The 13,995-nt window shown below is 72.9% G+C and carries 14 protein-coding genes; 7 read left to right on the top strand and 7 right to left on the bottom strand.

Annotated elements, in window-relative coordinates:
* Window positions 1-8: 8 nt before the first annotated feature.
* Complete coding sequence (locus ABZ471_RS14685) at window positions 9-740, bottom strand: VIT1/CCC1 transporter family protein (protein ID WP_359066242.1); 732 nt, start codon at window positions 738-740, stop codon at window positions 9-11.
* Between the two features lie 271 nt (window positions 741-1,011).
* Here ABZ471_RS14685 and ABZ471_RS14680 point away from each other — a divergent pair, with 271 nt between their 5' ends.
* Genes ABZ471_RS14680 through ABZ471_RS14650 form a run of 7 tightly spaced genes read left to right on the top strand, consistent with a single transcriptional unit; the run spans window position 1,012 to window position 8,712 of the window.
* On the top strand, window positions 1,012-2,121 hold the full coding sequence (locus tag ABZ471_RS14680; RefSeq protein ID WP_359066240.1) for an ADP-ribosylglycohydrolase family protein: 1,110 nt from the start codon (window positions 1,012-1,014) through the stop codon (window positions 2,119-2,121).
* Window positions 2,016-3,245, top strand: coding sequence for an ADP-ribosylglycohydrolase family protein (locus tag ABZ471_RS14675; protein WP_359066238.1), 1,230 nt, complete (start codon window positions 2,016-2,018; stop codon window positions 3,243-3,245). The genes ABZ471_RS14680 and ABZ471_RS14675 overlap by 106 nt, the downstream gene beginning before the upstream one ends.
* An 8-nt stretch (window positions 3,246-3,253) precedes the next feature.
* Window positions 3,254-4,429, top strand: coding sequence for an ADP-ribosylglycohydrolase family protein (locus ABZ471_RS14670; RefSeq protein ID WP_359066236.1), 1,176 nt, complete (start codon window positions 3,254-3,256; stop codon window positions 4,427-4,429).
* Window positions 4,417-5,778, top strand: coding sequence for an ADP-ribosylglycohydrolase family protein (locus ABZ471_RS14665; protein WP_359066234.1), 1,362 nt, complete (start codon window positions 4,417-4,419; stop codon window positions 5,776-5,778). The genes ABZ471_RS14670 and ABZ471_RS14665 overlap by 13 nt, the downstream gene beginning before the upstream one ends.
* Complete coding sequence (gene rbsK / locus ABZ471_RS14660) at window positions 5,775-6,668, top strand: ribokinase (protein WP_359066232.1); 894 nt, start codon at window positions 5,775-5,777, stop codon at window positions 6,666-6,668. Before ABZ471_RS14665 ends, rbsK begins: the two co-directional genes overlap by 4 nt.
* On the top strand, window positions 6,665-7,903 hold the full coding sequence (locus ABZ471_RS14655) for a CoA transferase (protein ID WP_359066230.1): 1,239 nt from the start codon (window positions 6,665-6,667) through the stop codon (window positions 7,901-7,903). The genes rbsK and ABZ471_RS14655 overlap by 4 nt, the downstream gene beginning before the upstream one ends.
* The gene (locus ABZ471_RS14650; protein ID WP_359066228.1) at window positions 7,900-8,712 is read left to right on the top strand and encodes a CoA ester lyase; all 813 of its coding nucleotides are present in this window, start codon (window positions 7,900-7,902) and stop codon (window positions 8,710-8,712) included. The genes ABZ471_RS14655 and ABZ471_RS14650 overlap by 4 nt, the downstream gene beginning before the upstream one ends.
* Window positions 8,713-8,773: 61 nt before the next feature.
* Here ABZ471_RS14650 and lgt read toward each other — a convergent pair whose 3' ends face one another.
* The 6 genes from lgt to trpC form a co-directional block, all read right to left on the bottom strand.
* Window positions 8,774-9,742 (bottom strand): prolipoprotein diacylglyceryl transferase, encoded by a 969-nt coding sequence (gene lgt, locus ABZ471_RS14645; protein ID WP_359066226.1) that lies wholly within the window; start codon window positions 9,740-9,742, stop codon window positions 8,774-8,776.
* 82 nt (window positions 9,743-9,824) lie between these two features.
* Window positions 9,825-10,598: a thioredoxin domain-containing protein gene (locus tag ABZ471_RS14640; RefSeq protein ID WP_359066224.1), complete on the bottom strand. Its 774-nt coding sequence runs from the start codon at window positions 10,596-10,598 to the stop codon at window positions 9,825-9,827.
* Between the two features lie 62 nt (window positions 10,599-10,660).
* Complete coding sequence (trpA, locus tag ABZ471_RS14635; protein WP_359066312.1) at window positions 10,661-11,479, bottom strand: tryptophan synthase subunit alpha; 819 nt, start codon at window positions 11,477-11,479, stop codon at window positions 10,661-10,663.
* A 14-nt stretch (window positions 11,480-11,493) separates the two neighbouring features.
* Complete coding sequence (gene trpB / locus ABZ471_RS14630; RefSeq protein ID WP_359066222.1) at window positions 11,494-12,777, bottom strand: tryptophan synthase subunit beta; 1,284 nt, start codon at window positions 12,775-12,777, stop codon at window positions 11,494-11,496.
* A 60-nt stretch (window positions 12,778-12,837) separates the two neighbouring features.
* Window positions 12,838-13,089 (bottom strand): tryptophan synthase subunit(beta), encoded by a 252-nt coding sequence (locus tag ABZ471_RS14625; protein WP_359066220.1) that lies wholly within the window; start codon window positions 13,087-13,089, stop codon window positions 12,838-12,840.
* Between the two features lie 21 nt (window positions 13,090-13,110).
* Window positions 13,111-13,920: an indole-3-glycerol phosphate synthase TrpC gene (trpC, locus tag ABZ471_RS14620; RefSeq protein WP_359066218.1), complete on the bottom strand. Its 810-nt coding sequence runs from the start codon at window positions 13,918-13,920 to the stop codon at window positions 13,111-13,113.
* Window positions 13,921-13,995 lie beyond the last annotated feature (75 nt).

Below are 13,995 nucleotides of genomic sequence, written 5' to 3'. Positions count from 1 at the left end.
CGGCGGCGCTATCCTACGGCGGTCCCGAACAGACTGCCCAGGGCGTACGTCACACCGGCGGCCGCACCGCCCAGCGCGAGCTGCCTGAGGCCGCTGTACCACCAGGTCCGCGCGGTCACCTTGGCCACCACGGCACCACAGCCGAACAGCCCGGCGAAGGCGAGCAGCACGGCCGGCCAGAGGACGGTCGCACCCAGCAGGTACGGCAGGACGGGCAGCAGGGCGCCGAGCGCGAACGAGCCGAAGGACGACACCGCGGCGACCAGCGGCGACGGCAGATCACCCGGGTCGATGCCCAGTTCCTCGCGGGCGTGTATCTCCAGAGCCTGCTCGGGATCCTCGGACAGCTGCCGGGCGACCTCGCGGGCCAGCTCGGGCTCGACCCCGCGGGCCACGTACAGTGCGGCCAGCTCGTTCTCCTCGTCCTGCGGGTGCTTGCGCAGTTCGCGCCGCTCCACATCCAGTTCGGCCTCGACGAGTTCGCGCTGGGAGGCGACGGAGGTGTACTCGCCGGCCGCCATGGAGAAGGCGCCGGCGGCGAGCCCCGCGAGCCCGGTGATGACGATCGTCTGATGACCGACGGATCCGCCGGCGACGCCGGTCATCAGGGCGAGGTTGGAGACCAGGCCGTCCATCGCACCGAAGACGGCGGGGCGCAGCCAGCCGCCGTTCACGTCGCGGTGCGTGTGGTTGTCGCGGTGCGCCTCGTGCAGCGCCGCCTCGGTTTCGATGATGGCCATGCGGGGTCCCCCAGGAAGCTTAGCCAAAGCTAACTTTGGACGAGTTCTATTTTTTGACAACACTGAACATACGCCGCCGATGTCGCGGCCGCCAGCAAGGAAAGGCTCGGCTAACCTGCGGCTTTTCCCTCAGTCGCTCATCGGTGCTGATCTGCGCTCAGATGCCGACCGGGTGACACGACGTTCGTCGAGGCTCACGCGCGCCCCTCCCGTGGGACACATCCGCAAAGGTCCCCGCGACCCCCGGGGTCCCGTGAAGGAGAGGCCGCCCATGGCATCGATCGCCTGCACTCCCCCGGCCCCGGCGCCCGGGGACGCCGCCGGACTGCGTGAGCGGGCCCGCGGCACGCTGCTCGGTCTGGCCGTCGGCGATGCGCTCGGGGCACCCGCGGAGAACCTGAAGCCGTCCGAGATCCGCGCCCGCTGGGGCCGGATCACCGGCTATGTCACCGAGAAGCCGTGCGGCACCGACGACACCGAGTACGCGATCTTCTCGGGTCTGCTGCTCGCCCGGCACGGCTCGGCGCTCACCCCCGCCCATGTCGAGGCCGCCTGGCACGAGTGGATCGCCGACCGGGCCGAGGGCCCCTTCCGCGGCGCGGGCTTCAGCGAGCGGGGCACGCTGGAGAACCTGCGCCGCGGCCTCGCGGCCCCCATCTCCGCCCAGCACCGCCACGCCTGGAGCGACGGTCTGGCGATGCGGGCGGCCCCCTTCGGCGTCTTCGCGGCGGGCCGCCCCGCCGAAGCGGCCCGGCTGGTGGCGATCGACGGCTTGGTCAGCCACGAGGGCGAGGGCATCTACGGCGGACAGGCGGTCGCGGCGGGAGTGGCGGCGGCGATGGCGGGCGCCTCGCCCGCGGTGGCCATCGCCTCGGCGCTCGCCGTCGTCCCCGAGGACTCCTGGACGGCCCGCTCGCTGCGGCGCGCGGTGGCCGTGGCCCACCGCGGCGAACGCGCCGTCCGCTCGGCGGTGGTCATCGGCGGCTACCCCTGGACCGACCTGGCCCCCGAGGCGGTCGCCCTGGCCTTCGGCGCGTACGCGGCGGCCGACGGCGACTTCCGCGAAGCGGTCCTCACGGCGGTCAACATGGGCCGCGACGCGGACACGACGGCGGCGGTCGCGGGCGCCCTGTCCGGCGCGACCCAGGGCATCTCCGCCATCCCCCCGGACTGGGCGGCGGCCATCGGCCCGGCGAGGGGCCGCTGCCTGCCGTCGATGGCCGGCCATCACGTCCTGGACGTGGCGGAGCTGCTGGTACCGGAGGAGGGCGGGAAGTGGGGAGCGGGGGTGGTGCTCCCGGACTTCCTGCCGGACAGGGCCCAGAGGATTCCCGTCGGTGCGGGGAACCCCGGTCATCAGGACAGCGAGCCGGTGTCATGACGCGCCGCATCGAGGGACTCCTGCTGGGCCTCGCCGCGGGCGACGCCGCCGGCTGGCCCGCGGCACGGCACCGCGCCGCCCGGATGCCCGAGTGGACCCGCCGCCTCACCCGCGAGCTGGACACCTTCGCCGAGCAGAACGCCACCACCACCCTCCCCGTACCGATCGCGCTCAACCAGCCCCCCGAGCCCCTGCGCCTCGGCCCCTCCGACGACGCCGAGTGGGCGGCGTTCGCCGCGGAAGCGGTCCTGCGGGCCGGCGACGACGACGTACTCGGCGACCTCAGCCGGGAACGCCGTATGCGCGCCGCCATCGACCTCACCTGGACCGCCGTGGCCTCCGAGGTCGCCGCGGCAGCGGAACGCGCCCCCGAGATCGAGTCCGCCGTCCTCCCGCTGCGCGCCCGCATCTCCGTCCGCGCCGGTCTCGGCAACCTCGCCGCCGGCCTGCGCCCGCCCGCCACCGGCCACGACAACCCGCACTACTTCGACGACGCCGCCTGTGTCCGCGCCTGCGTCCTCGCGGTGGCCCACCCCGGCGACCCCCAACGCGCCGCCGACCTCGCCGAGTTCGACGCCCGCTACACCCAGGACGGCGACGGCGTGCACGGCGCCCGGGCGATGGCGGCGGCCCTCGCACTCGCTCTCACCGGAGCGGACACGGACAGCTGCGTGGCGGCCGCGCTCGCCGAACTCCCCGCGGAGACGGAGATCGGCCGCAACACCCGCCATGCCCTCGTCCTGGCCAGGGCCGGCACGGAGGCCGGCGAGTCGGCCTTCGCCCTCGTCCCCCTCCTGGAACACCAGATCGTCGACCACGTCTACAGCTACGGCATCGCCGCCGCCGAGACCGTCCCCGTCGCACTCGCCCTCGCCACGGCCGCGCGGGGCCGTATCGCCGAGGCGGTCCCCGCGGCTGCGTGCCTCTCCCGGGTCGCCGACTCCGCCCCTGCCCTCGTGGGCGCGTTGACCGGCGCCCTGGGCGGCGGCGCGGCCGTACCCGGCAGCTGGCGGGACGCCTGCCGCACCCTCTCCGGCTGCGCCCTCCCCCGCCTCACCGGCACCGACCTGGTGGAACTCGCCGGACTCCTGGAAGCCGCGCAACGGGCCCGACCAGGAGGATGATTCGGGGCATGACGCCCATAGGAGAAGAAACCCGCGAGGCCGGTCTGGACGAACGGATCGCCGGATCCCTGGTCGGAGCCGCCGTCGGCGACGCGCTCGGCGGCCCCGTCGAGGGCTACTCCCCCGATCAGATCACCGACCGCCACGGCGGTCGCGTCCACGGCGTCGTCGGCCCCTGGCACGGCGACGACTGGCGCACCGCCCGCCTCATCGCCCCGTACCACAAGGGCGACGGCCACGTCACCGACGACACCCTGATGACCCATGCGCTGGTCCGGGTCTACGCCCGCGTCCGCGACCACCTCGACGCGTACGCCGTCGCCGAGCATCTGGTCCCGGACCTGATGACCCGTCCGCGCTGGATCCCGGAGCTGGAGGCCGAGGCGCTGCCCCTCCACCGCGTCTTCCTCGCCGAGAAGTGGCTCGTGGCACGGCTGGCCTACGGCCACGTGGACCCCCGGGAGGCGGGCGTCGGCAACATCGTCAACTGCGGCGCGGCGATGTACATGGCCCCCGTCGGACTGGTCAACGCGGCCAACCCGGCCGGGGCGTACGCCGAGGCGCTGGACATCGCGGGCGCGCACCAGTCGTCGTACGGCCGCGAGGCCGCGGGGGTCTTCGCCGCGGCGGTCGCCGCCGCCATCGCGCCGGACGCGACCCCGGACTCGGTGGTGGCCGCCGCTCTGTCCCTGGCGAAGGACGGCACGCGCACGGCGATCGACAAGGTCTGTGAAGTGGCATGCGACCACAGCGACTTCGAGTCCGCCCTGGTCCCCCTCCGGGAGGCGGTGGCCCCGTACGACACGGTCGGCCCCGACTACCGCGCCCCCTCCCTCGGCGCCCGCCGCCCCTCCCGGCTGCACTCCATCGAGGAACTCCCCGTCGCCCTGGGCATGTTGCTGGTCTCCGGCGGCGACTTCCGGCAGGCGGTCCTCGGCTCGGTCAACTACGGCCGGGACTGCGACTCGATCGCCACGATGGCCGGCGCGCTCGCGGGCGCGCTGGGCTCCCCGGTGCCCGAGGACTGGTCGAAGACGGTGGCGGAGGCGAGCCGCACGGACCTGTGGGAACCGGCCCGCGCGCTCACCGGGGTCACCCGCGAGATCTTCGAACGGGACGTACGCCGCCGACGCACCCACGAGCGGGCCTTCACGGCGCTCGGAGGCACGGCATGCTCCGACTGACCTGGGTCCAGCCGGAGGACCTCCTGGGCCACGAACTGCGCCAGGCCCGCCTGGACGGCCGGGAACCGTCGAGGATCGAGGCCAGGTGGCGGGCGGCCGGCGGCACGGCGGCCCCGGAGCGAGCGGGCGCCTCACCGGATCGGGCGTCCCGCTATCTGCGCCTGCTGGCCGAGGACCTGCTGGACGAACTGGCCGACCTCCCCAGCAGGACGGCCGAGGACGAGCCGACGGACCTGGCGCGCATCAGGGCATTGTGCAAGGACTGGCCCACGCGGACGAGCGTCCCCGTCCCGGCGCCCCGCGCCCTCGAAGCCGCCTGGCTCGGCCGAGCCATCGGCTGCCTCCTCGGCAAACCCGTGGAGAAACTCCCCCTCGACGGCATCCGCGCCCTCGCGAAAGCAACCGGCAACTGGCCCCTGTCCAGCTGGTTCACGGCCAAGGGCGTCCCCGCGGACCTCCTCGCCCAGCACCCCTGGAACCGCCGCTCGGCCCCGACCTCCCTCGCCGAGAACATCGACGGCATGCCCGAGGACGACGACCTCAACTACTCCCTCATCAACCTCCTTCTGCTCCAGCGCCGCGGAAAGGCCTTCACCACCACCGACGTGGCGGGGCTCTGGCTGGACGAACTGCCGCCCGGCCGCACCTTCACGGCCGAGCGCATCGCCTTCCGCAACCTCCTCACCGGCATCGAGCCCCCGCACACCGCCCGCCACCGCAACCCGTTCCGCGAATGGATCGGCGCCCTGATCCGCGCCGACGTGCACGGCTGGACCCACCCCGGCGACCCCGGGGCCGCCGCCGAACAGGCCCACCGCGACGCGCTCCTCACCCACACCGCCAACGGCGTCTACGCGGCGATGTTCACGGCCGCCGCCCTCGCCGCCGCGGCCACCGGCACCCACGACGTCCACGCCTGCCTGCGCACCGGCCGCACGGTGGTGCCACCCCGCTCCCGCCTGGCGAGGGCGATCGACCACGCCCTCGGCCTGGCCACGCGACACCAGGACTTCGACGACGTCGTGGACGCGCTCCACGCCACCTACTCCGGCACCCACCACTGGGTCCACGCCGTCCCCAACACCGCCCTGATCGTCGCCGCCCTCACCCACGCCGACGGCGACTTCACGGGATCGGTCTGCCGTGCGGTCTCCGGCGGCTGGGACACGGATTCCAACGGAGCGACCGCCGGCAGCATCGCCGGGCTCCTCGCCGGCTCCCCGAGCGCGCTCCCCGACCGCTGGCGGGCCCCGCTGAAGAACCGGCTCACCACCACCGTCGCCGACTTCGACGGCACCGGCTTCGACACCCTCGCCCACCTCACGCACCTGGAGGCGACCCGACCATGACCCACATCGCCGTCCTCGGCAGCACGAACATGGACCTCGTCACCTACGTCACCAAGGCTCCGCAGCGCGGCGAGACCGTGACCGGACGGGAGTTCCGTACGATCCCCGGCGGCAAGGGCGCCAACCAGGCGATCGCCGCGGCCCGCGCCGGTGCCACGGTCACGATGATCGGCGCCGTCGGCAACGACGCCTTCGGCGTACGCCTGCGCGACACCCTCGAACACTCCGGTGTGGACACCGACTTCCTGCGCACGGTCGAGGGCCAGTCCGGCACCGCGCACATCGTCGTCGACGACGAGGGCGGCAACTCCATCGTCGTCGTCCCCGGCGCGAACGGCACCGTCGACCACCTCGTGCCCGGCGACGAGGGCGTCCTCGCCTCCGCCGACGCGCTGCTGCTCCAGCTGGAGATCCCGCTCGCCGCGGTCGTCACAGGCGCGCAAGCGGCCCGCCGGCACGGCGTCCGCACAGTCCTCACCCCCGCCCCCGCCCAGCCGCTCCCGCCCGAACTCCTCGCCGCGACCGACCTGCTGGTCCCCAACGAGTACGAGGCCGTCACCCTCACCGGCCGCACCGACCCGCGGGAGGCCGCCGCCGCCCTGCTCGAACTGGTCCCGGAGGTCGTCGTCACACTGGGCGCGACCGGCTGCCTGTACCTGGCCAGGGGCGCCGAACCGCTGGTGGTGCCCGCACCCCAGGTGAAGGCCGTGGACTCCACCGGGGCGGGCGACACCTTCGTCGGCGCGCTCGCGGTGGCCCTCGCCGAGGAGAAACCGGTGCGCGAGGCCCTGTCCTGGGCGGCCGCCGCGGCGGCCCTGTCCGTGCAGCGGGAGGGGGCGTCGGCGTCGATGCCGTACCGCCCCGAGATCGACGCGCAGTACACGGCATGAGCATGCGTACGACGACGAGTGCGAGCGCCGCCGCGAGTGCGCCCCCGCCGATCCAGCCCCTCGACGGCCTGCGGGTCCTCGACCTGGCCACCCTCTTCGCGGGCCCCATGGCCGCCACCCTGCTCGGCGACTTCGGCGCCGAGGTGATCAAGGTGGAGCATCCGGAGCGGCCCGACCCGTCCCGGGGACACGGGCCGGCGAAGCACGGTGCCGGCCTGTGGTGGAAGGTGCTCGGCCGCAACAAGCGCACCATCACCCTCGACCTGTCCACGTCCGGTGGTCGCACGACCCTGCTCCGGCTCGCCGCCACCGCCGACGTGGTGATCGAGAACTTCCGCCCGGGCACCCTGGAGAGGTGGGGCCTGGGCTGGACGCAGCTGGCCGCCGCCAACCCGCGGCTGGTCCTCACCCGGGTCACGGCCTTCGGCCAGTTCGGCCCGTATGCGCACCGGCCCGGCTTCGGCACCCTCGCCGAGGCGATGAGCGGCTTCGCGGCCCTCACCGGCGAGCCGGACGCGCCGCCCACGCTCCCGCCGTTCGGGCTCGCGGACTCGGTCGCGGGCCTGGCCACGGCGTACGCCGTGCTCACCGCCCTGGCCGCCCGTGACCGGACCGGCGAGGGGCAGGTCGTGGACATGGCGATCATCGAACCGATCCTCGCCGTCCTCGGCCCCCATCCCACCTGGTACGACCAGCTCGGCCACGTCCAGGAGCGCACCGGCAACCGGTCGGCGAACAACGCCCCGCGCAACACCTACCGAACCGCCGACGGCCTCTGGGTCGCCGTCTCCACCTCCGCCCAGTCGGTGGCGGAGCGGGTGATGCGGCTGGTGGGCCGCCCGGAGCTGATCGAGGAGCCGTGGTTCGCCACGGGCGCGGACCGAGCCGCGCACGCCGACGTGCTGGACGAGGCGGTGGGCTCCTGGATCGCCGCCCGCAGCCGCGCCGAGGTGCTGGCGGCCTTCGAGAAGGCGGACGCGGCCATCGCACCGGTCCAGGACGTACGGGACGTCCTGGCCGACCCCCAGTACCAGGCCCTGGACACGGTCACCACCGTCGCCGACCCGGAGCTGGGGCCGCTGCGCATGCAGAACGTCCTCTTCCGGCTGTCGGCCACGCCCGGGGCGATCCGCTGGTCCGGCCGCCGGCACGGCGCCGACACGGACGCCGTCCTCACCGAGCTGGGCCTCACCCCGGCCGACCTGCGTGCCCTGCGTGAGGAGGGTGCCCTGTGACGCCGTTCCCGCTCACCTGGCTCTATGTCCCCGGGGACCGTCCGCACGTCGTGACCAAGGCGCTGGCCACCGGGGCCGACGTGGTGGTGATCGACCTGGAGGACGCCATCGCCCCCGACCGCAAGGAGTACGCCCGCACGGCCACCGCCGAGCGCCTGCGCGAACCACAGCCGGTCCCGGTCCACGTCCGCGTCAACGCCCTCGACGGTCCCTGGGCGGCCGCCGACCTCACGGCACTGGCCACGCTGCCCGGCCTGTCCGGGCTACGGCTCCCGAAGGTGACGTCCCCGGCCCAGATCAGGCAGGTCGCCGTGGCCACTCCCGTCCCCCTCTACGCCCTCCTGGAATCGGCCCTGGGCATCGAGCACGCCTACGGCATCGCCACCGCCCACCCGGCCCTGCGGGGCGTCTCGCTCGGTGAGGCCGACCTCCGCGCCGATCTGGGCGTACGGGCCGATGCGGGCCTGGACTGGCCGCGCTCCCGCGTGGTCGTCGCCGCCCGTGCGGCAGGTCTCGCGCCGCCGCCCCAGTCCGTCCACCCCGACATCCGCGACCTGGACGGTCTGGCCGCGTCCTGCGCCCGTGGCCGCACCCTCGGCTTCCTGGGCCGCGCGGCGATCCACCCCCGGCAGCTGCCGGTGATCGAGCGGGCCTATCTCCCCACGTCGGCGGAGATCGAGGCATCGGAAACGATCATCAAGGCAGCAGCGACGAACGCGGGCGCCCAGGCCCTCCCCGACGGCCGTTTCGTCGACGCGGCGGTGGTGGCAGCGGCGCAGCGCACCTTGTCGCTGGCGCGCCGGGGCTGAGTCCTCACACGGTGAGGGGCCCGGAAGCACTCCGGGCCCCTCACCGCGGTACAGCAGGTCGTCAGCTCTTCTTGGTCGCCGACCCGGCCTCGTCCTTCGCCGAGTCCTGCGGCTCGGGCTGCTCGGATCCGGGGGAGTCCTGCACCTCGGGCTGAGCCGGGTCCGAGGACTCCTGCGGCTCGGGCTCACCGTCCTCACCGGGTACCTCAGCGGCAGCGCCCGGTTCCACCACGGCTTCCCGGCCCGGTCGCTTCTTCGACGACACCACCATGTACACCACCGCCAGCAGGAACACGATCAGCGCGGTCCAGTCGTTGAGGCGGAGGCCCAGGATGTGGTGGGCGTCGTCGACGCGCATGTACTCGATCCAGCCGCGGCCCAGGCAGTAGGCGGCGACGTACAGGGCGAACGCCCTGCCGTGGCCCAGCTTGAAGCGGCGGTCCGCCCAGATGACCAGCACGCCGACGCCGATGCACCACAGCGACTCGTACAGGAAGGTCGGGTGGTAGTAGCCCGGTACCCGGCCGCCCTCGGAGGAGGTGATGTGCAGGGCCCACGGAACATGCGTCTCGCGTCCGTACAGCTCCTGGTTGAACCAGTTGCCCCAGCGGCCCATGGCCTGCGCGAAGGCGATGCCGGGCGCGACGGCGTCGGCGTACGCGGGCAACGGGATGCCCCGGCGCCGCGCACCGATCCACGCTCCGAGCGCACCCAGCGCGATCGCGCCCCAGATGCCCAGGCCGCCCTCCCACACCTTGAAGGCGTCCACCCAGTCACGGCCCTCGCTGAAGTACAGCTCGTAGTCCGTGATCACGTGGTAGAGCCGGCCGCCGACGAGACCGAAGGGGACGGCCCAGACTGCGATGTCGGCGACCGTGCCGGACCGCCCGCCACGGGCGATCCAGCGCTTGTTGCCGAGCCAGACGGCGATGAAGACGCCGATGATGATGCAGAAGGCGTAGCCGCGCAGCGGAATGGGGCCGAGGTAGTACACCCCGTGCGACGGGCTGGGAATGGAGGCAAGGTTCATGGCAGGGTCGACGCTACCGTGCCGGGCCGGTGGGGCGGCAAGCAGCCCGGCAACGGGTCCATAACGGGGACGTGAGAAACGCTTACCCCTGGTTCTCCTGCTCCACCATCTGCTTCAGCTTCGCCGGGGTCATCGTCTGGTCCTGGTAGATGTTCTTGCCACCGAACAGGACCGTCGGCGTGCCGGAGAAGCCGCCGGCCTGGAAGGCCTTGTGGGACTTGTCCACCCAGCTGTCGTGGGCGCCGTCCTTGACGCACTTCTGGAAGGCCGGGGTGTCGAGACCGTTCACCTTGCCCGCCAGCCGGATCAGCTTGCCGTTGTCCGCGAAGGCGTCGTCGGTCTCCTCGGGCTGGTTCTCGAACAGCACGTCGTGGTAGTCGCGGAACTTTCCGGCGTCCTGGGCGCAGGCCGCGGCGTTGGCCGCACGCAGGGAGCCGGTGCCGCCGAGGTTGCCGTCGATCAGCCGGACCAGGTGGTACTCGATTCTGAGCTTGCCGGCGTCCTCCAGCTCGTGGAGCGTGGGCCGGTACGCCGTCTCGAAGGCCTTGCAGGCCGGGCAGCGGAAGTCCTCCCAGACCGTGAGCGTCGACTTGGCGCCGTCCTTGCCGACCGGGATCGCGAGACTGTCCTTGCCCTGCGCGCCCGAAGGCGCCACGACGGGGCCCGCGCTGGTGTCCTTGTCCTTGCCCGCGTTCGCGGCGACCACGCCGATCACCGCCGCGAGACCCAGGACGCAGACGATGCTCGCGCCCACGATCAGCGTCCGACGTCGCTTGTCCGCGGACTTCTGCTTCTCGCGCTCGACCGCCAGTCGCTCACGGGCGGTGCGCTTTCCGTCACGGTTCTTCTCGCTCACACCCCCAGAACGAACCGGGGAGGCGCAGCGCGCCTCCCCGGCCTGAGGTCCACCCGTTCGGACTACACCTGTCCGCGTACACCCTTCGCCAGCTCGCCGGCGAGGCCGCGCACCGCGTCGATGCCGGAGGCGTGGTCCGGGGCGTCCAGCATCCGCTTCACGAACGCCGAGCCGACGATGACACCGTCGGCGAAGCCGGCGACCTCGGCGGCCTGGGCCGCGTTGGAGACGCCGAGTCCTACGCACACCGGCAGCGGGGTGCCGGTGGCCCGGGTCCGCTCGACCAGGTCCCGGGCCTGCGTGCCGACGGACTCGCGGGTGCCGGTGACCCCCATCAGCGAGGCCGCGTAGACGAAGCCACTGCCCGCAGCGGTGATCTGGGCGAGCCGTTCGTCCTTGCTGCTCGGGGCGACGACGAAGACGGTGGCGAGACCGTGCTTCTCCGCGTGCTCCCTCCACAGGGCCGACTCCTGGACCGGCAGGTCGGGCAGGATGCAGCCCGCGCCGCCCGCCTCGGCCAGCTCGGCGGTGAAGCGCTCGACGCCGTAGCGGTCGACGGGGTTCCAGTACGTCATCACGAGCACCGGCTTCCCGGTGGCCTCGTGGGCCTCGCGGACCGTCCGCATGACGTCCGCGATCCTGACCCCGCCGCGCAGGGCGATGTCGTCGGCGGTCTGGATGACCGGGCCGTCGAGGACCGGGTCGCTGTGCGGCAGGCCGACCTCGACGATGTCGGCGCCGCCGTCGAACACGGCCTTGATCGTCTCGATGCCGCCGTCCACGGTCGGGAAGCCGGCCGGGAGGTAGGCGATGAGCGCGGCGCGCCCCTCGGCCCTGGTACCGGCGAGGGTGTCGCTCAACAGCTGGCCCTTGCCACCAATTGATACAGCGCCGCTCACTTGGCGTCCCCCTCGATCTCGGCGGTGTCGGCTTCGTTGGCGGCGACCTCGGCGTCGGTGTCGTAGAGGCCGAAGTACCGTGCCGCGGTGTCCATGTCCTTGTCGCCACGGCCGGACAGGTTGACCAGGATCAGCCCGTCCTTGCCCAGCTCCTTGCCGACCTCCAGGGCGCCGGCGAGGGCGTGGGCGCTCTCGATGGCCGGGATGATGCCCTCGGTCCGCGACAGCAGGCGCAGGGCCTGCATGGCGGCGTCGTCCGTGACCGCGCGGTACTCGCCGCGGCCGGTGTCCTTCAGGTAGGAGTGCTCGGGCCCGATGCCCGGGTAGTCCAGACCGGCCGAGATCGAGTACGGCTCGGTGATCTGGCCTTCGTCGTCCTGCAGGACGTAGGACCGCGAGCCGTGCAGGATGCCGGGCTCGCCCGCGGACAGGGTGGCCGCGTGCTCGCCGGTCTCCAGGCCGTGCCCGGCCGGCTCGCAGCCGATCAGGCGGACGGACGCGTCCGGGATGAAGGCGTGGAAGAGGCCGATGGCGTTGGAGCCGCCGCCGACGCAGGCGACCGCCGCATCGGGCAGGCGCCCGGCGCGCTCCAGGAGCTGGCGGCGGGCCTCGACGCCGATCACCCGGTGGAAGTCGCGGACCATGGCCGGGAACGGGTGCGGGCCCGCGACCGTGCCGAACAGGTAGTGGGTGCGGTCGACGTTGGCGACCCAGTCCCGGAACGCCTCGTTGATGGCGTCCTTCAGCGTGCGGCTGCCGGACTTCACGGCGACGACCTCGGCGCCGAGCATGCGCATGCGGGCCACGTTGAGGGCCTGGCGCTCGGTGTCGATCTCGCCCATGTAGATGGTGCAGTCGAGGCCGAAGAGGGCGCAGGCAGTGGCCGTCGCGACGCCGTGCTGGCCGGCGCCGGTCTCCGCGATGACGCGGGTCTTGCCCATGCGCTTGGTGAGCAGCGCCTGCCCGAGAACGTTGTTGATCTTGTGCGATCCGGTGTGGTTCAGGTCCTCCCGCTTGAGGAAGACCCGGGCACCACCGGCGTGTTCGGCGAACCTCGGCACCTCGGTCAGTGCGCTGGGCCGGCCGGTGTAGTTGACCATCAGGTCGTCGAGTTCGCGGGCGAACTCCGGGTCGGCCTTGGCCTTGTCGTACTCGACGGCGACCTCGTCCACGGCGGCGACGAGGGCCTCCGGGATGAACTTGCCGCCGAACTCGCCGAAATAGCCCTCGACGCTGGGCACCTGACCGGCGGGGTCAGGGATGAAGAACTGGCTGGGCATGCAGAAACCTCACGGTGAGTGGTGTGTGAACAGCACTGATCGCCGTGGGAGCGGGGATGGTCAGTCGGCTGCGGGCCAGATGTGGCTGGTCGCGCCCACGCGGCGGAGCCGCAGAATCTGATTCTGCCCCGCGCCCCTGAAGGTCGGCTGCTGCCATCGCATGCCGTTCACCTGCCCCGGTTCGTCGCCGATGACGTACCGGACCCTGCGGCCGTGCACCCTGCGGGCGGGCGCGCGGCAGCCACGGGGCCGGCAACCGCGCGCGAGGCGCGCGTACCGGTCCGTGGTCGTCACGGGGATCGTCGGGGTCATCGGAGCAACCCTATCGGGGGATCAGCCCCGGCCGTGCCGCAGCGCGGGGTGCTCGCCCGCCGCGACCAGGTCGGAGACCGCCGTCTTCGGGTCCTTGCCGGTGACCAGGGACTCGCCCACCAGGACCGCGTCCGCACCGGCGTTGGCGTACGCGATCAGGTCGTGCGGTCCGCGCACACCGGACTCGGCGATCTTGACGATGCCCTCGGGGATCTCCGGGGCGACCCGCTCGAACGTGCCGCGGTCGACCTCGAGCGTCTTCAGGTTGCGTGCGTTGACGCCGATGATCTTGGCGCCCGCGGCCACGGCCCGCTCGACCTCGTCCTCGTCGTGCACCTCGACGAGCGGGGTGAGTCCGATGGAGACGGCGCGCTCGATCAGCGACTCGAGGGCCGGCTGGTCCAGGGCGGCGACGATGAGCAGCGCGAGGTCGGCGCCGTACGCCCGGGCCTCCCACAGCTGGTACGACGTGACGATGAAGTCCTTGCGCAGGACCGGGATGTCCACGCGCGCGCGGACCGCCTCCAGGTCGGCGAGGGAGCCGCCGAAGCGGCGCTGTTCGGTGAGGACGGAGATGACGGCAGCGCCGCCTGCCTCGTAGTCCGCCGCGAGCCCGGCCGGGTCGGCGATCGCGGCCAGCGCGCCCTTGGAGGGGCTGGAGCGTTTGACCTCGCAGATCACCTTGACGCCGTCGCCCTTGAGTGCGGCCACCCCGTCCTTGGCGGCCGGGGCCTTCGCCGCACGCTCCTTGAGCTCGTCGAGGCTGACGCGTGCCTGCCGCTCCGCGAGGTCGGCACGGACTCCGTCGATGATCTCGTCGAGCACACTCACGCGAGCGGCCCCCTTTCAGACGGTTGTTCCAGTTGTTCCTTCGGGTTGTGAAAACCCTTGGTCATACCGATGGTA

Origin of the sequence: Streptomyces sp. NPDC005728 (assembly GCF_040630895.1) — a bacterium.
In the GTDB taxonomy this organism is placed as follows: domain Bacteria; phylum Actinomycetota; class Actinomycetes; order Streptomycetales; family Streptomycetaceae; genus Streptomyces.
The sequence above is the reverse complement of the archived record's forward strand: the minus strand, read 5'-3'. Positions and strand labels throughout refer to the sequence as shown.

Excerpts from the sequence above, each read along its gene's own strand:
- lgt (WP_359066226.1), bottom strand. The coding sequence starts at position 9,742 with ATGAACCTTGCCTCCATTCCCAGCCCGTCGCACGGGGTGTACTACCTC.
- ABZ471_RS14685 (WP_359066242.1), bottom strand. The coding sequence starts at position 740 with ATGGCCATCATCGAAACCGAGGCGGCGCTGCACGAGGCGCACCGCGAC.
- ABZ471_RS14655 (WP_359066230.1), top strand. The coding sequence starts at position 6,665 with ATGAGCATGCGTACGACGACGAGTGCGAGCGCCGCCGCGAGTGCGCCC.
- ABZ471_RS14665 (WP_359066234.1), top strand. The coding sequence starts at position 4,417 with ATGCTCCGACTGACCTGGGTCCAGCCGGAGGACCTCCTGGGCCACGAA.
- ABZ471_RS14625 (WP_359066220.1), bottom strand. The coding sequence starts at position 13,089 with ATGACCCCGACGATCCCCGTGACGACCACGGACCGGTACGCGCGCCTC.
- ABZ471_RS14670 (WP_359066236.1), top strand. The coding sequence starts at position 3,254 with ATGACGCCCATAGGAGAAGAAACCCGCGAGGCCGGTCTGGACGAACGG.
- rbsK (WP_359066232.1), top strand. The coding sequence starts at position 5,775 with ATGACCCACATCGCCGTCCTCGGCAGCACGAACATGGACCTCGTCACC.
- ABZ471_RS14680 (WP_359066240.1), top strand. The coding sequence starts at position 1,012 with ATGGCATCGATCGCCTGCACTCCCCCGGCCCCGGCGCCCGGGGACGCC.
- trpB (WP_359066222.1), bottom strand. The coding sequence starts at position 12,777 with ATGCCCAGCCAGTTCTTCATCCCTGACCCCGCCGGTCAGGTGCCCAGC.